The following is a 19185-nucleotide window of genomic DNA, read 5'->3' on the forward strand; positions in this document are numbered from 1 at the left end:
CGCAGGCAATGCCAGGGACTGGCGCCGTCAGATAACGGCGCCGGCCCGACAGGTCAGAATCAATAGATGCTGAACGGGAAATACTTGTCGTTGATCTTTTTGTAGGTGCCATCAGCGACGATTTCTTTCAGTGCGGTGTTCAGCTTCGTACGAATCTCATCGCCTTTACGTACAGCGATACCGATCTTGTCGCTTTCTTCCACCGGGTCGCCTTTGAACTCATAAGAACGGCCGGCGTCGCTTTTCAGCCACTCGTAGTTGACGTACTTGTCCGCCAGGATGGCGTCCAGGCGACCGGAAGTCAGGTCGAGGTAGGCGTTTTCCTGGGTGTCATAAAGTTTGATTTCGACGCCTTCCATGTTGTCTTCCAGCCAGGTGCCAGCGAGGGTCGCACGTTGTGCGCCGATCACTTTGCCTTGCAGGGAAGCCTTGTCGGTTTTGAAGTCGACGTTTTTCGGCGCGATGAATTGCAGCTTGTTGGAGTAGTACGGGTCGGTGAAGTCCACCGCTTGCTTGCGCTCGTCGGTGATCGACATCGAGGAGATCAGGAAGTCGAACTTCTTGGCGTTCAAGGCCGGAATGATGCCGTCCCAGTCAGACGTGACCACGGTGCATTCGACTTTCATCTTGGCGCACAGGGCGTCGCCGATTTCTTTGTCGAAGCCGACGACATTGCCACTGGCATCTTTGTTGTTGAACGGCGGGTAGGCCGCTTCGATGCCCATCTTCAAGGTCTCGGCGGCGGCACCGGCGCTGAAGGCCAGGGTGACGGCAGCCGCCAGGAAGATTTTTTTGTAGTTCTGCATGCGGGTAGCTCCGTTAGCGGTTGCTGGACATGAATTGTTTGCAGCGCGCCGAAAGCGGGTTTTCGAACACCTGCTGTGGCGATCCTTGCTCTTCTACCAGGCCCTGGTGGAGGAACACCACCTCGCTGGACACCTGACGGGCGAAACCCATTTCATGGGTGACCAGCAGCATGGTGCGGCCTTCTTCGGCCAATGCGCGGATGACATTAAGTACTTCCTGGACCATTTCCGGGTCAAGGGCGGAGGTAGGTTCGTCGAACAGGATCACCTTGGGCTGCATCGCCAACGTGCGGGCAATGGCCGCGCGTTGTTGCTGACCGCCGGAGAGTTGCGCCGGGTAGGCGTGGCGTTTGTCCGCGATGCCGACCTTGGCCAGCAAGGCCTCGGCGACTTCGATGGCCTCGGCCTTGCTCTGGCCGAGTACGCGGCGCGGCGCTTCGATGATGTTGTCGAGCACGCTCATGTGCGGCCAGAGATTAAAGTTTTGAAATACAAAACCGATCTCGCTGCGCAGGCGGTTGATCTGCTTGCCATCGGCAGCAACCAGTTCGCCGTTCTTGGCGGCCTTGAGCTTGAGTTCTTCGCCGGCCACCAGGATTTGTCCCTGATGCGGGTTTTCCAACAGGTTGATGCAACGAAGGAAGGTGGACTTGCCGGAACCGGAAGAACCCAGGATCGAGATCACGTCGCCGTCGCGGGCGGTCAGCGAGATGCCTTTGAGTACCTCGAGCTGTCCGTAGCGTTTGTGCAAGTTGCGGATTTCAAGCGCGGGCGTGGCCTCAGCCATGTGCGTTCCTCATAAGTATTTCGCTCCTGCTATTGGCGGCCTTCCTGGCGAGGCGGCCAAGCTAGCATAGCGTCTGAATGACAGCCAACAGCGCTACGGACGCTAAACAGCTGGCGTGTGGCAGGTTGTCGCATCGGTACAGCAGACTGTCGCGCTGCTATCAACCGAACAGCCGTTTGAACCCTGCCTGTCGATAAAAAGGCTGGGGCTGTCCCGTAAAAAAGGGCGCGATGTTGCCAGCTTTGACGGGGGGTTGGAAGCGCTAACCGGCCAAACGTTCCTGATCCGCACTTTTATTGTGCATCGCGTTATTTTTGGGTGTGTTTCTGGTGCGCCACTTCGTTCCTGAAAGTGGGTCGCAGGGTAACGCTCTGGCGAATTGCCATTAATCTCAATGACTTGCGATGACTGTCCGGTCCGGCGGAGAGCCCCATGTTTGGGTGCTTTGTAATATTTTGGCGCAATTATTGCGTGCAGAATACGGAACGCCCTGTTGGTTTCTTTTTACGAGAAGGAACGCCACGCCGGGTGGACGTCATCGCTTTTCCTTACAAAAGGTAGTTTCAATGAGCAGTACCCCAAGCTCCAATGGCCTCGAACAGGGGCTCAAACCGCGTCATGTGACCATGCTGTCGATCGCCGGGGTTATCGGTGCCGGCCTGTTCGTCGGCTCGGGCCACGCCATCGCTGCTGCAGGCCCGGCCGTGCTGTTGGCCTACGCTGCCGCCGGTATGCTGGTGGTGCTGGTGATGCGCATGCTTGGCGAAATGGCCGTGGCTTCACCCGACACCGGCTCCTTCTCGACGTACGCCGATCGCGCGATCGGTCACTGGGCCGGTTTCACCATCGGCTGGCTCTACTGGTGGTTCTGGGTACTGGTGATTCCGCTGGAAGCCAACGCCGCCGCGACCATCCTGCACGCCTGGTTCCCGAATGTGGCGATCTGGGCCTTCACCTTGGTCATCACCTTGCTGCTGACGGTGACGAACCTGTTCAGCGTGAAGAACTACGGTGAATTCGAATTCTGGTTCGCCCTGGTCAAAGTCATCGCGATCGTCGGCTTCATCGGCCTCGGCGTTCTGGCGATTTTCGGCTTCCTGCCGACCAGCCAGGTCAGCGGCGTTTCCCACTTGTTTGACACTCAGGGCTTCCTGCCGAACGGCATGGGCGCAGTGTTGGGCGCGATCCTGACCACCATGTTTTCCTTCATGGGCACCGAAATCGTGACCATCGCGGCCGCGGAATCGAAGAACCCTGGCCAGCAAATCTCCAAGGCCACCAACTCGGTGATCTGGCGGATTGGCTTGTTCTACCTCGTGTCGATCTTCATCGTTGTGGCCCTGGTGCCGTGGAACGATCCGGTACTGGCAGCCGTCGGCTCCTACCAGACCGTGCTTGAGCGCATGGGCATCCCGAATGCCAAGCTGATCGTCGACATCGTGGTGCTGGTTGCTGTGACCAGTTGCCTGAACTCGGCGCTGTACACCGCTTCGCGCATGATGTTCTCTCTGGGCAAGCGCGGTGATGCACCGGCCGTTTCCCAGCGCACCAACAAGAGCGGCACGCCGTACTGGGCCGTCATGTTGTCCACCGGCGCTGCGTTCATTGCGGTTTTCGCCAACTACGTGGCCCCGGCCGCCGTGTTCGAATTCCTGCTGGCCAGCTCCGGCGCTATCGCGTTGTTGGTGTATCTGGTGATCGCGATTTCGCAACTGCGTATGCGCAAGCAGCGCATGGCACGCGGTGAAAAAATCGCTTTCAGCATGTGGCTGTTCCCGGCCCTGACCTACGCGGTGATCGTATTCATCGTGGCGGCCCTGACCATCATGCTGTTCCAGGAAGCGCATCGCGTGGAGATTCTCTCTACTGGTCTGCTGAGTTTGTTGGTGGTGGCTGCCGGTTTGTTTGTGGCTCGTCGTCGCAAGCTGCAGAAGATGGGGGCGGTGGTGCTGAACTGATTCGCACCGCATAACGCAAAACGGCCGCTGTCAGTGATGACAAGCGGCCGTTTTTGTTTCTGAGGCGAGTGTTTACTCGGCCTTTACTTCCTGAGCATCCAGCGACTCGCGATAGCTGTCGAGCGCCGCGCCGAAGTCAGTGATGAACTGCGGATCCGTCAGCCAGGCCTGGGCGGTGTCGCGGTCCATGCCGTCGGCCCACATGCGGTAATCGATCAGCATGTCGGCGGCCAGGTGAGTGGCGGCCATGGCTTCGTTGTCGGCGTTTTCCATGTCCAGCAGTTCTGGATGGTCGCTGATGATTTCGGCGAGGTCTGACAGCAGGGTCAGCAGCATGTCGTTGCGGCTGGTGGCCTCTGCATCGCGCATTTTGCTGAACATCGCCAGGGTGTATTCCGGGATCGGCTCGCCGATTTCGCCCAGGTCATCGTCCAGTGCAGCGGGTTTTCTGCCGTGGATATTGATTTGCTTCGCTTTGATCTTGGCGCGTTTGGCGCGTTTCTGTTGCTTGTTCAGGGAGGCCATGGGAACTCAGTTCGGTTTCTGTTGGTTTTGGGCCGCGATAGCTTCGGAAGCTGCCACGTAATCAGTTTGGAAGGCCGGGGACTCAATCCAGGCCAGGGCACTGGCTTCGTCCGTTTCGGTGGACCATTGGCGGTACTCGATCAGCGCAGCGATGATGAAATCTGTCGCTGTTTCTTCGCCCTCCTGCTCCAGCACCAGCGCGAGCAGCGGGTGTTCAAGGAATGCCTTGCACATGGCTTGCTGACTGATCTTTTGCGCGTCGCTCATTTCTTTGAACAGGTCGGTCAGGTCCACCGATTCAAAGTCGATGCGGTCGTCGTTCGGGTCCAACTCGACCGGCGCGGCGGCCCGTTGGGTGCGGTTCTGCTTGGCCTTGGCTTTGGCGCGGGTGGCGCGTTTGTTCTGCTTGTTGGCGGATGCCATGGGCTCGTTCCGTATTCCGATGAGTGGGAGCATCAGTCAGTTGCGTGGCACTAGCCGCCCGGGTGTGTCGGGGGCCAGTTTGCCGGTCTGCAACCAGGACAATGCAATGGGCCATAGTGTGGCTTGGTATGGGCTACGAAAAAAGGCGAAATGTCCGACTTCTTGTTCGCCGATGTCTTCGGGGGCGATTCGCAAGTGGGCATTCGTGCTGTTGGTGAAGTAACCCAGCAGCCGTTCGATGGCTGGAATCGTACCGTAAGGATCGTCGCTGATGCTGATGGCCAGGGTGTGTGCGGTGACGGATGAGAAGGGCAGGCGCCCGGTCTTTGCGTGAAGAACGCGACCGCTGGGGCGTTTCTCGTAGTGCGCGGTGGGCATGCTCCAGTCGCGAACCACGCCAGCGGGGGTGTCCTCTAGCCAGCCGAGACGTTTGCCGGGGAAGTAGCCGCAAAGCAATGTCATCAACGGCATCGCCAGATGCCACTTGCCGAACATCCGCCAGCGATAGGCGGGTGCGTAATCGCGCCAGTAAGCGAATTGCGCACCGACGGTCAGCAGACGTCGAATCAAATGCCCGGAAGCTCCCAGGCCCGCTGCACAGCCTCCAAAGCTGTGGCCTACAACATCGATGGGTTGCCCGGGGAATTCACGCTGAGCGCGCTTGAGCATCGCCTCAAAGTCCAGCGCGCCCCAATCTGACCATGAAGCCCGTAACCCTTTCAGCGATGCGGGTCGCGATTCGCCGATGCCACGGTAGTCGTAAGTGATCACGTCGAAACCGTTGGCGAACAGGTAATCGGCGAATCGCGAGTAGTGGCGGCAGCGGACGGAGGTGGCGGCGTTGATGATGACCACCGGGCGGGTAGCGTCGTGACGGGGGTGCCGCCAGGTAAAGCCGCCGAGGCTGTAGTCGTCTGCGGCGGGCTCCTTGAACGGTTCGCCTGCCGTAGATATGCGCGGTGGCAACTCGGCTTGAGTGGGGGCCAGTGAGGGCATGTCCTGCAAATTCATCGGCGTCGGACCTTTGCGGGTAGCTGCCAACGATAGTCTTCGCGCAGCGCATGAACAATCCACCCGTGCTTATCGGAGCCTGTGCTTGAGTATTCGCTCCTCAAGCACCGCCCATTCCCGATCCAGCTCCGCGCGAAGTTCCTCCTCGCTCGGCAGTACCAGTCTGTAGGTACTGGCGAACAGTTGTTCGTTGCCTTGCAGCACTGAATAGCGCACCACCGATTCATCTTTTTGTGCGCAGAGAATGAGGCCGACGGTGGGGCCATCCTCCGGTCCGCGCTTGAGGTCGTCGTACATGCGCACGTACATGTCCATCTGGCCGACATCCTGGTGGGTCAGTACGCCGCGCTTGAGGTCGAAGATGACGAAGCACTTGAGCAGGTAGTTGTAGAACACCAGGTCGATGTAGAAGTCTTTGCTCTCGGTACTGATGCGTTGCTGGCGAGCGATGAAGGCGAAGCCTTTGCCCAGTTCGAGCAGGAAGCCCTGTAGTTGATTGATCAAGGCTTGTTCAAGTTCGCTTTCCTGGACCAAGCCCGCATTGGGCAGGCCGAGAAACTCCAGTAGCACGGGGTCGCGGATGAAATCCCGAGGGCTGGCGTTCATCTGCTCGATATGGGTGGCGGCTTCCTGTTTGACGGCCGGCCGGTCGCGACTCGCCAGCAAGCGTTCGTAATAGAGGGTATTGATCTGGCGCTCGAGGGCGCGACTTGACCAGTTCTGCATCGCTGATTCGTTCATGTACCAATGGCGAGCGTGATCGTTCTCGACTCGTAGCAATCTGCGGTAGTGGGTCCAGCTCAATTCATGACGCAGTGCGTCACGAATTGGGAATGCTTGATAGAACAGGCGCATGTAGCGAAGGTTGGAGATGTCAAAGCCTTTGCCAAACTCTGTTGTCAGACTCTTCGCCAGCGTCGCCAGCAACTGCTTCCCATATCCCGCCCGCCGGGCCCCCTCCTGCTCGAACTCCACAATATGCCGTCCGATCTGCCAACAGGTTTGCACCTGGACGGTATCGACCGCTCGCAACACTTTCTGGCGGGCTTCGCGGATCAACTCGCCAAGATTTCCGAGCAGTGAAATGATCTGTGAATCTTGAGTGTTACCGGGTTTGAGAGGACTCATGACATTTTCCGCGGCTGAAGGAAACAGGCGGAAAAGGATGGCAAAAGAGTGGTAGTCCGCGATGCCGGGCGTTGCTGGTAAATCGGAAGGAAAGGCGAGTTTGCTTTGCAGGACCAGGCCGACGATAGCCCGTGTAAGAGGAGTACATCTCGTAGTCCGATTCGCAGTGAGCTCAAGTGCTAATCGATCTAAAACTTGAACATTCGGTAACAAATCTAAAAGGAGTAACGATTGGGTTCCAAGCAACCCGGGAGTCGCCATCATGAAGAACGTCCATTCATTCATGCTGCCCATCGCCGCCGTCGGCGTACTGATGTTGCCAGTCGTGCTTAACGCCGCCAGTCTTGAACCGATCGACAGCACAGGTGTGCAAGTGCAACAGCAACAGCAAAACGGGATTACTTACCTGAACGGGGGGATCGGAGAGGATGAGGCGAAAGCTATCCAGCAAACGCAGGGCTACAACCTGCACATGACTTTCTCCATCGGGGCGGAGGGCAAATATGTTCCGGATGTAAATCTGGTCATTCAGAAAGATCCGGGGCAACCCGTGCTGACGCTGAGCGAGGCTGGCCCGTTGGTTTACGTACAGCTGCCACCAGGCAAGTACACCGTCGTCGCGACACGCAATGGTGAGGAACGGCGTGATACGGCGGAGATAGGAAGTGGTGCCGCTCGCAATCTGGTTTTCCACTGGAATACTGAAAACTAGCCGAAGAGAGACGCTTGCACGATACCTGATCAAATCGCGAGCATAAAAAAAACCCTGAATCTTGCGATTCAGGGTTTTCGGTATTTGGTGCCCAGAGACGGAATCGAACCGCCGACACGGGGATTTTCAATCCCCTGCTCTACCGACTGAGCTATCTGGGCAACGGGGCGCATTAAACTGGTTTTTCAGGGGGTCGTCAAGAAAGTTTTCAAAAAAATTTTAATTATTACCGTCGCTTACGTTCCGACCCTCGAAAAAGCGGGATTATTCTGCCGGCGGAACGTAGCCGTCAGCCTTGGCGTATTCCTCGCCGGAAAAGAACTTGTCCATCTCGCCCTGAAGATATTTGCGGTCTTCGGCGTTCATCATGTTCAGGCGTTTTTCGTTGATCAGCAGGGTCTGGTGCTTTTGCCAGTCGGCCCAGGCCTTGGCCGAGACGTGGTCAAAAATGTCCTGACCTTTTGCGCCAGGAAATGGAGCGCGCTCCAGGGCGGGCAGTTCTTCTTTGTACTTGCGGCACATGATGGTGCGGGTCATGACGACTCTCCTGCGTTCAATACGGCAGCCGCGCGTTCGAGCAAGGTTTTGACCGGGGCGGCAAGGCCCAGGCGCGGCGGGGTGGCGAGGTTATACCAGAGCCAGTCGGCCTCGGCCACGTGATGGCCGGCCTCCTGGACCTGAACCAGCCAGGGTTCGATGGACAACTGAAAATGACTGAAGGTGTGTACCAGGCTCGGCAGCGCCTGTTGGCTGCCAAGCTCCAGCGAATGCTGCGAAGCCAGATGTTGCAGGTCGTCGAGGTCGTCGAGTTCCGGCAGGCTCCATAGGCCGCCCCACAAGCCCTTGGAAGGGCGACGGTAAAGCAGAATCGCGCCGTCACCGTTGGCGAGCATCGGCATCAGCGTTCGCTTCTGTGGCACGGCTTTACGCGGTTTGGGGATCGGGTAGCGCGTCTCCAGGCCGAGCATGTGCGCTTCGCAGCCTTTTTCGAGCGGGCAGAGCAGGCAGCTCGGCTTGCTCCGGGTGCAAAGTGTGGCGCCCAGATCCATCATCGCCTGGGTGTAGGCGTTGACCCGGTCATGCGGTGTAAAGCGCTCAGCATTCGCCCAGAGCTGTTTGGCGACCTTGGGCTCGCCCGGATAGCCCTCTTGCGCGGTAAAGCGCGCCAGCACCCGTTTGACGTTGCCGTCGAGGATTGGCGCCCGCAGGCCCATGCTCAGGCTGGCGATGGCGCCGGCCGTGGACAGGCCGATGCCCGGCAGGTCGGTGAGTTTTTCCACATCCCGCGGAAACTCGCCGCCGTACTCGGCGACGACAATCTTCGCGGTCTTCTGCAAATTGCGCGCACGGGTGTAGTAACCGAGGCCGGTCCACAGGTGCAGGACTTCGTCTTCCGGCGCAGCGGCCAAGGCTTCGACCGTCGGCAAAGAGGCCATGAACCGATCGAAGTAGTTCAGCACCGTGCTGACCTGGGTTTGCTGCAGCATGATTTCCGAGACCCACACCCGATACGGGGTGATGCCTTGTTGCCAGGGCAAGTCGTGGCGGCCGTGGCGGTCGTACCAGTCCAGCACCGCCGATGAAAACTGCTCGGCTCTCATTTCTTGAACAGCCCCTTCAACGCGTTTTTCAGCTCAGGGCTGACTTTGTCGCCAAGCTTTTCATCGATTTTTTCGCTGATCCGTTCGCCAGCCAGTTTGCTTGCGACCTGGCCCATGCGGTCGTTATCCAGGCGGCAAGCCTTGGCGCCCAGTTCCAGCGGGCCACGGCAGCGCAGCGGCCACTCGATGCCGACAAACCTCTCGTTGACCTGGCAGGCCGGGTCCGGCATGTCGCTCTTGTCGCCTTCGACGATAACGCCCACGCGGTAATCCATGCCCAGCACCCGCAGATCGACATCGCCGTCGGCGTTGACGGTCATGCCCGGGATGCGCACTTTCAGGTCCGGGTTGCTGGCCACGCCGTTACGGAAGGTCAGGTTGCCCTTGAGTTCCTGGAACGGTGTGTCCTTGCCCCGTGGTTCGCCGCTGAGGGATTTACGGTTCAGGGTGGCGATGCCTTTGCACAGCTGTTGTTCGAGGTTGGCATTGAGCAGCACGCCGTTGTTGATGATGAAACTGGCGTTGCCGTTGAGGGTTTCGATCAGCGCTTTCTGGCTGTTGCCGCTGCCGGTCAGGTTGCTGTTGAGTGTCACCAGGCCTTTGACCGGCGGATTTTTACCCTGGCTTTCGAGGATTTTTTCCACGGGTACTTTGGTGATGCTCGTCTGCATGTTCAGCGCGGGCACCTGTTGGCGCACGTCGAGCGTCCCTTTGGCGTCGAAGTTGCCGTCGTACAGGTCGCCGCGAAGGCTTTCCAGGGTCAGCAGGCCGCCCTGGCCTGTGGCCTTGAGTGCAGCGTTCTGGATCGGCAATTTATCGAGGGTCAACTGACCGAAGGTGAGGTCGGCGTCTACGTCGAGCTTGGCCAGGCGCTCCACCGGCAACAGGCGCTCGTTGCTCCAGGCATCTTTGGTGGGGGCGTTCGGCAGCGGGGTGTTGCCCGGACCAGCCATGGCGTCGGCCTCGGTGCTGGCCACTTCGGCCTGACGCACCTGCGTCGCACTGTTGGCTTCGGCGGATTTTGGTGGCAGATAACGGTCGACGTTGAAGGTGTCGGCCTTGAGATTCGCCCGTAGCGATTGTTTGGCGAAGTCCTCGACGGCGATGCGACCGCTGAAGGTGCTGTCGTCGACTTTGAGGTTGATGTTGTCCAGGATCACGCTGGTCGGCGTGCCGGCAAGGCGACTGACCAGTTCGACTTTGCTCAGGCTGCCTTCAGCCATCGCTGGAAGCTTCTGGCCGATGCTGTCGATGAATTTCGCCAGATCGAATTGTGCGATGGACAGGCCGCCGCTGATTTGCGGAGTTTTGTCGAGGTCGTTGACCTTCAATTCGCCCAGTGCGCGCAGTTGGTTGGCGGAGATCTTGATGCCGGTCCATTCGGCGACGTTCGCTGCTTTATCCAGCAATAACTGACCTTGTGCGGCGAAGGTCATGGTTTTGCCTTGCAGCGGATCGCCAGCCACTTCGCCGGAGAGTTTCATGTCTTCGAATTTGTAGCGTTGCAGGGCACGCTCGAAACGCAACTCGCCGTTGAGCTCGGTGCGCACACGCAAGACCGGCTGATTGGTGCCCAGGAATGCGGTGAGTTTGACCGGAATATTCGTGGAGTCATGCACCGGGCCGGTACTCAGCTGGATACTTTCGGCGCTGAATTGCTTGCCGGTTTTCTCGTCGCTGTATTCAACGCGGGCGTTGTTGACGGTCAGGCTGTCGATGTCCAGGCGGATCGGCTGGGCCGGTTTTTCCGCTTGGGCAGTGGTCTCGGTCGCTGGTTCAGCAGTGGTCGCGGACGGTGTGGTTGGGGTAGCCGGCGCCGGTACCTTGCCGATGTCTTGCCAGTTGCCGTGGCCGTCCTTGTCGCGGTTCAGGCGCAGGTTCAGGCCTTCGACGCGCACATCGCTCATCTGCACTTCGCGGCGCAGCAGCGGCAGCACGCGGACCGACAGACCAAGCATCTGCAAATCAGCAAAGGGCTCAGCGGGCTTGGCCAGGGTCGCAACGCTGGCTTCGTGCAATTCCAGGCCCAACCACGGGAACAGGCTCCAACCGATATCGCCATTGAGCGTCAGCTCGATGTGGGCCTTGTCGCGGGCTATCTGGCGAATCTCGTCTTTATAGTCGTTGGGATCAAAGAGGTGGGTCAGGGCAAAGCCCAGCGCCACAATGATCAGCAACAGCCCGAGAAGTACCAGACCCAGGATTTTGCCGAACGCTTTCATGGGCGAGTCCTTGTAGTTAATCGAATTCGAAATTTAGCCGGGGAGTATAGCGCCCCGCAGCGGACGATCGGTCAGCGATCACGTCGGCCACTCATCCAGCGGTATTTTCAGTTTGGCCGCCAGCGCTTGTGCCTCCAGATGCCCGGCAGGCGCCAACAAATGCAATGTCGCACCCGCTTGCGACGCCATTTTCTGCGCTTCGTTCACCAGGCGCTCGGCCACGCCACGACGACGGGTAATTTTTCGTACGCATAATTGGGACAAATGCCAGACATCCGAGTGCCGTTGCAGACGTGCCGCGCCCAAAAGTCGATCGTTGAAGCGGCCGGCGATCAGCGAACCGTCCAGCAGACAGCTTTCGATCAGCTGCAATTCCCCGGCAAACGGGGCAAACAGCCAGTCCGGAGCATCGCGGTAGATCTTCTGCAGATCTTGCTGATCCTGATAAGTGGCTTCGTTTAGCGGCTCGACAATGATCGGCATGAGGGCTCCTTCGGTGGTACGAGAACTGATGACATACAAAAGGTGATATCACTTTGATTTTTCTGTCACGTACAGATGGTAACCTTTGCCCGTTCGTCCGTCCTTCTGCGACGTGAAGTCGCACCAAAATGAAGCCTTACCTCAAAAACAGTCATGCGTGCGCATAAAGGCTGGGGGGGAGGAGCGCTGACGAACCATTCTAATAATTGGGGGAAACATAATGACCACGAGCATCACGGCGGACGGCCTGAAAGCCGACCAGCCCGCGTTCCTGTCCAAGGAGCGCATCATCGCCAAGCCCGGTTTCAACCGTTGGCTGGTACCACCGGCCGCCCTGGCCATCCACTTGTGCATCGGCATGGCCTACGGCTTTTCGGTGTTCTGGTTGCCACTGTCCAAAGCCCTGGGCGTGACCAAGGCCGTGGCCTGCGCGCCGGAGATGAGCTTCATCTCGCAAGTCTTCTCGTCCGAATGTGACTGGCCGATCTCGATGCTCGGCTGGATCTACACCCTGTTCTTTATCTTCCTCGGTTGCTCGGCAGCCATTTGGGGCGGCTGGCTGGAACACGCCGGGCCTCGCAAGGCTGGTGTTGTATCGGCCCTGTGCTGGTGTGGCGGTCTGCTGATTTCAGCGCTGGGGGTCTATACCCACCAGATCTGGCTGATGTGGATCGGTTCCGGTGTCATAGGCGGTATCGGCCTGGGCCTGGGTTACATCTCGCCGGTCTCGACCCTGATCAAGTGGTTCCCGGACAAGCGCGGCATGGCGACCGGCATGGCGATCATGGGTTTCGGTGGTGGCGCGATGGTCGGTGCTCCGCTGGCTGCAGCCTTGATGGGCCACTTCGCTTCGCCAACCAGCGTCGGCGTATGGCAGAGCTTCCTGGTGATGGCCGCGATCTACTTTGTGTTCATGATCGGTGGCGCACTGTCCTATCGCGTTCCGCCAACCGGCTGGAAGCCTGAAGGCTGGACCGCTCCGGCGAAGAAAGCTTCCAACTCGATGATCACCCACCGTCACGTCCACGTGAACGTGGCGTGGAAAACTCCGCAATTCCGTCTGGTGTGGCTGGTGCTGTGCCTGAACGTTTCGGCAGGTATCGGCATCCTCGGCATGGCTTCGCCGCTGTTGCAGGAAGTGTTTGCCGGCACGTTGTTGGGTAACGGCCTGACATTCGGTCAGCTGGATGCTTCGCAACTGGCCTCGATCGCGGCGATTGCTGCCGGTTTCACTGGTTTGTTGAGTCTGTTCAACATCGGCGGCCGCTTCTTCTGGGCCTCGTTCTCGGACTACCTGGGTCGCAAAAACACCTATTTCGTGTTCTTCGCCCTGGGTTTTGCCCTGTACGCGCTGATCCCGAACCTCGGTCACCTGGGCAACGTGGCGCTGTTCGTGGCGGCCTTCTGCATCATCCTGTCGATGTACGGCGGTGGTTTTGCGACGGTTCCTGCGTATCTCGCGGACCTGTTCGGTACGCAAATGGTCGGCGCGATCCACGGTCGTCTGCTGACGGCCTGGGCGGCGGCGGGCGTGTTGGGTCCGGTGTTGGTGAACTACCTGCGTGAGTATCAGTTGAGCATTGGCGTTGAACGCGCCGCGGCTTACGACATCACCCTATACATTCTCGCGGGCCTGCTGGTGCTGGGTTTCATCTGCAACCTGCTGGTGCGTCCGGTGGCTGACAAGTACTTCATGACCGACGCTGAACTGGCCGCCGAACAGGCGCTGGGCCACGACAAAGGGGCTGACAGCAGCACCGTGTTGGAGTGGAAAGCGGATCCGGGCACCAAGCCTTTGGCAGTGGCTGCGTGGCTGGTGGTGGGTATTCCGTTGGCGTGGGGTGTTTGGGTGACCCTGCAGAAGACTGCAGTTTTGTTCCACTAAGTTAAGTAAGCGCATTACCCCTTGTAGGAGTGAGCCTGCTCGCGATAGCGGTCTGACAGTCGACAGAGATGTTGAATGTGAGGTCCCCATCGCGAGCAGGCTCGCTCCTACAGTTGTTTTTGGAGGGGCCGAAATGAGTTGTATGGACATGTCTATCCCCGACAACAGCGGGTTCAGCCCGTCAGGGATATCACGTCGCGTGTTTCTGTTTCGGCCCCGCGCCCCTATAATGATTGCCTTTTTCGCCCAATGATTTTGCGGAGCTGGTGATGGCCGAACGTAAGGCGTCAGTCGAGCGCGACACTCTGGAAACCCAGATCAAAGCCTCGATCAACCTGGATGGCACCGGAAAGGCCCGATTTGATATCGGTGTTCCTTTTCTTGAGCACATGCTGGACCAGATCGCCCGTCACGGGCTGATCGACCTGGATATTGTCAGCAAGGGCGACCTGCATATCGACGACCACCACACCGTGGAAGACGTCGGTATCACCCTGGGTCAGGCTTTTGCCAAAGCCATCGGCGACAAGAAAGGCATCCGTCGCTACGGCCACGCCTACGTGCCGCTCGATGAAGCGCTGTCGCGCGTGGTGATCGACTTCTCCGGCCGCCCAGGCCTGCAGATGCACGTTCCCTATACCCGCGCCACCGTTGGCGGCTTCGACGTTGACCTGTTCCAGGAATTCTTCCAGGGCTTCGTCAACCACGCACTCGTCAGCCTGCACATCGACAACCTGCGCGGCACCAACACTCACCACCAGATCGAAACCGTGTTCAAGGCTTTCGGCCGCGCCCTGCGCATGGCCGTAGAGCTGGATGACCGCATGGCCGGTCAGATGCCGTCGACCAAAGGCGTTCTGTAATGCAGACGGTCGCGGTTATCGATTACGGCATGGGCAACCTGCACTCGGTGGCCAAGGCCCTCGAGCACGTCGGTGCCGGCAAGGTCCTGATCACCAGCGATGCCGCTGTGATTCGCGAAGCCGACCGGGTGGTTTTCCCCGGCGTCGGCGCGATTCGCGACTGCATGGCAGAGATCCGCCGCCTGGGCTTCGATTCGCTGGTGCGCGAAGTCAGCCAGGACCGCCCGTTCCTCGGCATCTGCGTCGGCATGCAAGCCTTGCTCGACAGCAGCGAAGAGAACGACGGCGTCGACTGCATCGGCCTGTTTCCTGGCGCGGTGAAGTTCTTCGGCAAGGATTTGCACGAAGATGGCGAGCATTTGAAAGTCCCGCACATGGGCTGGAACGAAGTGAAGCAGACGGTCACCCATCCGCTGTGGCACAACATTCCGGACCTGGCGCGTTTCTACTTCGTGCACAGCTACTACATCGCTGCCGGCAACCCGCGGCAAGTGGTGGGTGGCGGTCACTACGGTGTTGATTTCGCCGCGGCGCTGGCCGATGGCTCGCGTTTCGCCGTGCAGTTCCACCCGGAGAAGAGCCATACCCATGGCCTGCAATTGCTGCAGAACTTCGCTGCGTGGGATGGTCGCTGGTAAATGGCTGTCAAGAAAAAGCCGCCGATCCTGACCCTCACTCCTGAACAGGAGAACGAGGCTAATCACAAGATCAAACGCTTTATGGAAGATCGCTTCGAACTGGACCTGGGTTCGTTCGAAGCGGCTGAAATCCTTGAGCTGTTTACCCGTGAAATTGCGCCGCACTATTACAACAGGGCGATTTTCGATGTGCAGACGCACCTCAAAGAGAGGTTCGAAAGCATCGAAAGCGACCTGTGGGCGCTCGAGAAAAACTGATTTCCGAGCGAAGCTGAATACTCGAATTTGAAGGTTTGCCAGATGCTGATTATTCCCGCTATCGATCTTAAAGACGGTGCCTGTGTTCGTCTGCGCCAGGGCCGCATGGAAGATTCCACGGTGTTCTCCGATGACCCGGTGAGCATGGCTGCCAAGTGGGTGGAGGGCGGTTGCCGTCGTCTGCATCTGGTCGACCTGAACGGCGCCTTCGAAGGCCAGCCGGTCAACGGCGAAGTGGTCACCGCCATCGCCAAGCGCTACCCGAACCTGCCGATCCAGATCGGCGGCGGTATCCGTTCCCTGGAAACTATCGAACACTACGTCAAAGCGGGCGTGAGCTACGTGATCATCGGCACCAAAGCCGTGAAAGATCCGGCTTTCGTTGCTGAAGCCTGCCGCGCATTCCCGGGCAAAGTGATCGTCGGCCTGGATGCCAAAGACGGTTTTGTCGCCACTGACGGCTGGGCTGAAATCAGCACCATTCAGGTGATCGACCTGGCGAAGCAATTCGAAGCCGACGGCGTGTCCGCGATCGTTTATACCGACATCGCCAAAGACGGCATGATGCAGGGCTGCAACGTTTCGTACACCGCCGCCCTGGCCGCTGCGACGAAGATTCCAGTGATCGCTTCCGGCGGTATCCACAATCTGGGTGACATCAAGTCGCTGCTCGACGCCAAGGCGCCAGGCATCATCGGCGCCATCACCGGTCGGGCGATTTACGAAGGCACCCTCGATGTCGCCGAAGCGCAAGCTTTCTGCGATTCGTACAAAGGCTGAGGACTGACCATGGCGCTGGCCAAACGCATCATCCCTTGCCTGGACGTGGATAACGGCCGGGTGGTCAAGGGCGTCAAGTTCGAGAACATTCGCGACGCCGGCGACCCGGTGGAAATCGCCCGTCGCTACGACGAGCAGGGCGCCGACGAGATTACCTTTCTCGACATCACCGCCAGCGTCGACGGTCGCGACACCACGCTGCATACCGTCGAGCGCATGGCCAGCCAGGTGTTCATCCCGCTGACCGTGGGTGGCGGCGTGCGTACCGTGCAGGACATTCGCAATCTGCTGAATGCCGGCGCGGACAAGGTTTCGATCAACACCGCTGCGGTGTTCAACCCGGAATTCGTCGGCGAAGCGGCTCAGCATTTTGGCTCGCAGTGCATTGTCGTCGCCATCGACGCCAAGAAAGTGTCCGGTCCGGGCGAAACCCCGCGCTGGGAAATCTTCACCCACGGCGGTCGCAAGCCAACCGGTCTCGACGCCGTTGAGTGGGCGAAGAAGATGGAAGGCCTCGGTGCCGGTGAAATCCTGCTGACCAGCATGGACCAGGACGGCATGAAAAACGGCTTCGACCTGGGTGTCACCCGCGCCATCAGCGATGCGCTGGGGATTCCGGTCATCGCGTCGGGCGGTGTCGGCAACCTGCAGCATTTGGCCGACGGCATCCTCGAAGGCCACGCCAGTGCGGTATTGGCGGCGAGTATTTTCCACTTCGGCGAATACACCGTGCAGGAAGCCAAGGCCTACATGGCTCATCGCGGCATCGTGATGCGTTAAACAAACGGTACAGGCCAGTGGACAGCATGGCGGGCTCAAGGCACTCTTGGACACGCCATGGATTCCGGTAGCCCGACATGCTTAAACGTCTTCTTCTTGCCTTCGCCAGCGCTTCTCTGTTGTTCATCAACGGAGTTCACGCCGCAGAAAATCAGGGCACCGGTCTGGTGTTACTGACGGAAAACTTCCCGCCGTACAACATGGCAAAGAACGGCAAGAACTTCGCTCAGGACGAGAACATCGACGGCATTGCCGTGGACATTGTCCGTGAGATGTTCAAGCGCGCCGACATCCCCTACAGCCTGACGCTGCGTTTCCCATGGGAGCGAATCTACAAACTCGCCCTGGAAAAACCCGGTTATGGCGTGTTCGTGATGGCGCGGTTGCCGGACCGCGAGAAACTCTTCAAGTGGGTCGGTCCGATTGGTCCGGATGACTGGATCATGCTGGCCAAGGCCGATAGCAAGATCACCCTCGAGACGCTGGATCAGGCGCGCAAGTACAAGATTGGCGCCTACAAGGGTGATGCAATTGCCGAGACGCTGGCCAAACAAGGACTGAAACCGATCGTTGTGCTGCGCGATCAGGACAACGCAAAAAAACTGGTCAACGGCCAGATCGACCTGTGGGCCACGGGTGATCCGGCAGGCCGCTATCTGGCGCGTCAGGACGGCGTGAACGGGCTCAAGACCGTGCTGCGCTTCAACAGCGCCGAGTTGTACCTGGCGTTGAACAAGGATGTGTCGGATGACGTCGTGGCCAAGTTGCAAGCCGCGCTGGATCAGCTACGCAAGGAAGGCGTGGTCGACGACATCATGGCGCGGTACTTGTAGTGGATGTTGTATTCCGCTCGATTGGAGGAAGGGTGATCACGTCAAAGCGTATCGCGGATAGGTGTGGTTCAGTATCTCGGCGGGCGTAGCTGCAGAGTTTGACAGGTGAGAATAAGTATAAAACTCCGCTGTCGGCTATGGTTTTGTAACGCGGGTCATCATGATTGCCGCATTGTGTGGAGTCGGCCGGGCCTAAGTGAAAAAAGTGGGAGGTGTATTCTGGATATGAATTTTCCCATGTGATGTTGATGTGCCGATTGGAGTTCAGAGTAATATTCGGTACAGGAGCCGGCTCTGCCAGATAGACAGCGTGCGTGAAAGTATTTCGTAGTAATCCACTGGAGAGCTTCTGCTCTTGTGACTCCACACCAATAATGCACAAGACGTGCATGCGAGTCTGAGGGCCAATAGCGCTGTTTATGTGAGGACTTGTCGAACTAATAGCGGCACTGTACCGGTTGGGGTCTTGGCAATTTATGGCGTCGCGTGTGGTTTTGTAGCGATAGTAAGGGCTGTTGATACTGAACTTGTAATCCCATGTCGGTAAAATTTCTTTCCCCGCTGAATTCCAATGAGAGTATGTATGTGTTGTGAAAAGACTCGGTAGGTCGATAGTAATATCAACTTCCCGTAATGTGCAGTTTTCTGAGTTGTTTGTGAAGACTCCATTAATAAAACAGTCGGAGATAAAATTTGCCGCGTAGCTATAGCCTTTTTCTGAGGTAATGCTGATGATCTCGTTTGTACGACGATCCAGCATCGGGCTCCCGGAACTTCCTGGGTGTAAATCAGCACACTGATTCGTTAAGCCCCCGGGGAACCTTGAGATGCTGTCGGACATGGTTCTGGAAACCTCTTGAGTACATGCGCTCAAGCGCAGCCCCTTCTCCACGAATTTTCCAGGTGCGCCCACATTGAGTACGTCATGCCTGTCCAGGGGCGGGAGGGGTGCAAGTTTGAGCGGGACAATTCCGTTTTCAATTAGCAGTGCAAGAGGTTTATCGACTTCAAGTAAAGCCATGTCCGTGCCGACCATGCTGGTCCAATTGGCTGTTCGAACTTTATATGTCTTGTGATTGTCGGGCGTGTCATAAAAATAATTGAAAGTTATGCTCGCATCAAATGTCTGGTTTAACTTGGCCGTTCCGATTTCAGCTGTTACGCAGTGACCGCTGGTGATTAAATAAGCAGGTCCAACAGCTTTGTTCTCAAAATTTCTGGTGTCGATAAGGGTCGCCGTGCAAGCACTGTCTTGAGTGGTCAGGTAGCCGATACCACTCCAGAGCGAATATTGTTGTTCGCTATTTTTCAGTGCTTTCGATATGGAATTATTTCTGAGTCCTTCACCAATGTCTCTTGGGGCTGCCTGGGCAGGACTAAGGAAGCTGCTGAATAAACAACCGATTAGTACGGTGCGTGTGTAGTTCATGGCCATTCCTTGGCGATATATTTAATTTGGTTAATTTCGGTGCGTAGTGGGGCGGTCGGTTAT

The 19185-nt window shown here is 58.1% G+C and carries 20 protein-coding genes and 1 tRNA gene; 9 read left to right on the forward strand and 12 right to left on the reverse strand.

Features of this window, described 5'->3' with window-relative positions; all coding sequences use genetic code 11:
• Positions 1 to 59 precede the first annotated feature (59 nt).
• Both BLW70_RS06700 and BLW70_RS06705 read right to left on the reverse strand, forming a co-directional pair.
• Positions 60 to 806 carry an ABC transporter substrate-binding protein gene (locus BLW70_RS06700; RefSeq protein ID WP_074872681.1) on the reverse strand — a complete coding sequence of 249 codons (747 nt, stop codon included), beginning with the start codon at positions 804 to 806 and terminating at the stop codon, positions 60 to 62.
• Between the two features lie 13 nt (positions 807 to 819).
• The gene (locus BLW70_RS06705; protein ID WP_007897462.1) at positions 820 to 1593 is read right to left on the reverse strand and encodes an ABC transporter ATP-binding protein; all 774 of its coding nucleotides are present in this window, start codon (positions 1591 to 1593) and stop codon (positions 820 to 822) included.
• 566 nt (positions 1594 to 2159) lie between these two features.
• Between BLW70_RS06705 and gabP the strand changes: the two genes are divergently transcribed.
• Positions 2160 to 3551 carry a GABA permease gene (gabP, locus tag BLW70_RS06710; RefSeq protein WP_074872684.1) on the forward strand — a complete coding sequence of 464 codons (1392 nt, stop codon included), beginning with the start codon at positions 2160 to 2162 and terminating at the stop codon, positions 3549 to 3551.
• A gap of 72 nt (positions 3552 to 3623) precedes the next feature.
• Here gabP and BLW70_RS06715 read toward each other — a convergent pair whose 3' ends face one another.
• The 4 genes from BLW70_RS06715 to BLW70_RS06730 all read right to left on the reverse strand — a co-directional run bounded on the left by BLW70_RS06715 (position 3624) and on the right by BLW70_RS06730 (position 6638).
• A complete protein-coding gene (locus BLW70_RS06715) occupies positions 3624 to 4076 on the reverse strand; it encodes a hypothetical protein (RefSeq protein ID WP_074872687.1) in 453 nt (150 codons plus the stop codon).
• Positions 4077 to 4082: 6 nt separating this feature from the next.
• Positions 4083 to 4499, reverse strand: coding sequence for a hypothetical protein (locus BLW70_RS06720; protein ID WP_074872692.1), 417 nt, complete (start codon positions 4497 to 4499; stop codon positions 4083 to 4085).
• 36 nt (positions 4500 to 4535) lie between these two features.
• Positions 4536 to 5510: an alpha/beta hydrolase family protein gene (locus tag BLW70_RS06725; protein ID WP_074872696.1), complete on the reverse strand. Its 975-nt coding sequence runs from the start codon at positions 5508 to 5510 to the stop codon at positions 4536 to 4538.
• A 69-nt stretch (positions 5511 to 5579) separates the two neighbouring features.
• On the reverse strand, positions 5580 to 6638 hold the full coding sequence (locus BLW70_RS06730) for a PDDEXK nuclease domain-containing protein (RefSeq protein ID WP_074872701.1): 1059 nt from the start codon (positions 6636 to 6638) through the stop codon (positions 5580 to 5582).
• Between the two features lie 262 nt (positions 6639 to 6900).
• On the opposite strand from BLW70_RS06730, the gene BLW70_RS06735 reads away from it, so the two are divergent.
• On the forward strand, positions 6901 to 7350 hold the full coding sequence (locus tag BLW70_RS06735; RefSeq protein ID WP_074872704.1) for a hypothetical protein: 450 nt from the start codon (positions 6901 to 6903) through the stop codon (positions 7348 to 7350).
• An 85-nt stretch (positions 7351 to 7435) separates the two neighbouring features.
• On the opposite strand, the gene BLW70_RS06740 is transcribed toward BLW70_RS06735, so the two are convergent.
• The 5 genes from BLW70_RS06740 to BLW70_RS06760 form a co-directional block, all read right to left on the reverse strand.
• Positions 7436 to 7511 (reverse strand) — tRNA-Phe (locus tag BLW70_RS06740).
• 103 nt (positions 7512 to 7614) lie between these two features.
• Positions 7615 to 7887, reverse strand: a complete 273-nt coding sequence (locus BLW70_RS06745) for an oxidative damage protection protein (protein ID WP_008149405.1) — start codon at positions 7885 to 7887, stop codon at positions 7615 to 7617.
• Positions 7884 to 8951: an A/G-specific adenine glycosylase gene (gene mutY / locus BLW70_RS06750; RefSeq protein ID WP_074872707.1), complete on the reverse strand. Its 1068-nt coding sequence runs from the start codon at positions 8949 to 8951 to the stop codon at positions 7884 to 7886. The genes BLW70_RS06745 and mutY overlap by 4 nt, the downstream gene beginning before the upstream one ends.
• Positions 8948 to 11173: an AsmA family protein gene (locus tag BLW70_RS06755; RefSeq protein ID WP_074872710.1), complete on the reverse strand. Its 2226-nt coding sequence runs from the start codon at positions 11171 to 11173 to the stop codon at positions 8948 to 8950. The genes mutY and BLW70_RS06755 overlap by 4 nt, the downstream gene beginning before the upstream one ends.
• A gap of 78 nt (positions 11174 to 11251) precedes the next feature.
• Positions 11252 to 11656, reverse strand: a complete 405-nt coding sequence (locus BLW70_RS06760; protein WP_074872713.1) for an acetyl-CoA sensor PanZ family protein — start codon at positions 11654 to 11656, stop codon at positions 11252 to 11254.
• Between the two features lie 220 nt (positions 11657 to 11876).
• Between BLW70_RS06760 and BLW70_RS06765 the strand changes: the two genes are divergently transcribed.
• From BLW70_RS06765 to BLW70_RS06795, 7 genes are all read left to right on the forward strand, one after another.
• Entirely contained in the window at positions 11877 to 13541 is a 1665-nt protein-coding gene (locus BLW70_RS06765) for an OFA family MFS transporter (protein WP_074872715.1), read from the forward strand.
• Positions 13542 to 13810: 269 nt separating this feature from the next.
• A complete protein-coding gene (hisB, locus tag BLW70_RS06770; RefSeq protein ID WP_003218037.1) occupies positions 13811 to 14404 on the forward strand; it encodes an imidazoleglycerol-phosphate dehydratase HisB in 594 nt (197 codons plus the stop codon).
• Positions 14404 to 15042 (forward strand): imidazole glycerol phosphate synthase subunit HisH, encoded by a 639-nt coding sequence (hisH, locus tag BLW70_RS06775; RefSeq protein WP_074872718.1) that lies wholly within the window; start codon positions 14404 to 14406, stop codon positions 15040 to 15042. The genes hisB and hisH overlap by 1 nt, the downstream gene beginning before the upstream one ends.
• Positions 15043 to 15300 (forward strand): DUF2164 domain-containing protein, encoded by a 258-nt coding sequence (locus tag BLW70_RS06780; protein WP_008024930.1) that lies wholly within the window; start codon positions 15043 to 15045, stop codon positions 15298 to 15300.
• A gap of 42 nt (positions 15301 to 15342) precedes the next feature.
• Positions 15343 to 16080 carry a 1-(5-phosphoribosyl)-5-[(5-phosphoribosylamino)methylideneamino]imidazole-4-carboxamide isomerase gene (gene hisA, locus BLW70_RS06785; protein WP_007897434.1) on the forward strand — a complete coding sequence of 246 codons (738 nt, stop codon included), beginning with the start codon at positions 15343 to 15345 and terminating at the stop codon, positions 16078 to 16080.
• Positions 16081 to 16089: 9 nt separating this feature from the next.
• A complete protein-coding gene (hisF, locus tag BLW70_RS06790) occupies positions 16090 to 16860 on the forward strand; it encodes an imidazole glycerol phosphate synthase subunit HisF (protein WP_007897430.1) in 771 nt (256 codons plus the stop codon).
• 77 nt (positions 16861 to 16937) lie between these two features.
• Complete coding sequence (locus tag BLW70_RS06795; protein ID WP_074872721.1) at positions 16938 to 17693, forward strand: substrate-binding periplasmic protein; 756 nt, start codon at positions 16938 to 16940, stop codon at positions 17691 to 17693.
• On the opposite strand, the gene BLW70_RS06800 is transcribed toward BLW70_RS06795, so the two are convergent.
• Positions 17674 to 19122 (reverse strand): trypsin-like serine peptidase, encoded by a 1449-nt coding sequence (locus BLW70_RS06800; RefSeq protein WP_083383343.1) that lies wholly within the window; start codon positions 19120 to 19122, stop codon positions 17674 to 17676. The genes BLW70_RS06795 and BLW70_RS06800 overlap by 20 nt on opposite strands.
• Positions 19123 to 19185 lie beyond the last annotated feature (63 nt).

This window comes from Pseudomonas frederiksbergensis (assembly GCF_900105495.1).
In the GTDB taxonomy this organism is placed as follows: domain Bacteria; phylum Pseudomonadota; class Gammaproteobacteria; order Pseudomonadales; family Pseudomonadaceae; genus Aquipseudomonas; species Aquipseudomonas frederiksbergensis.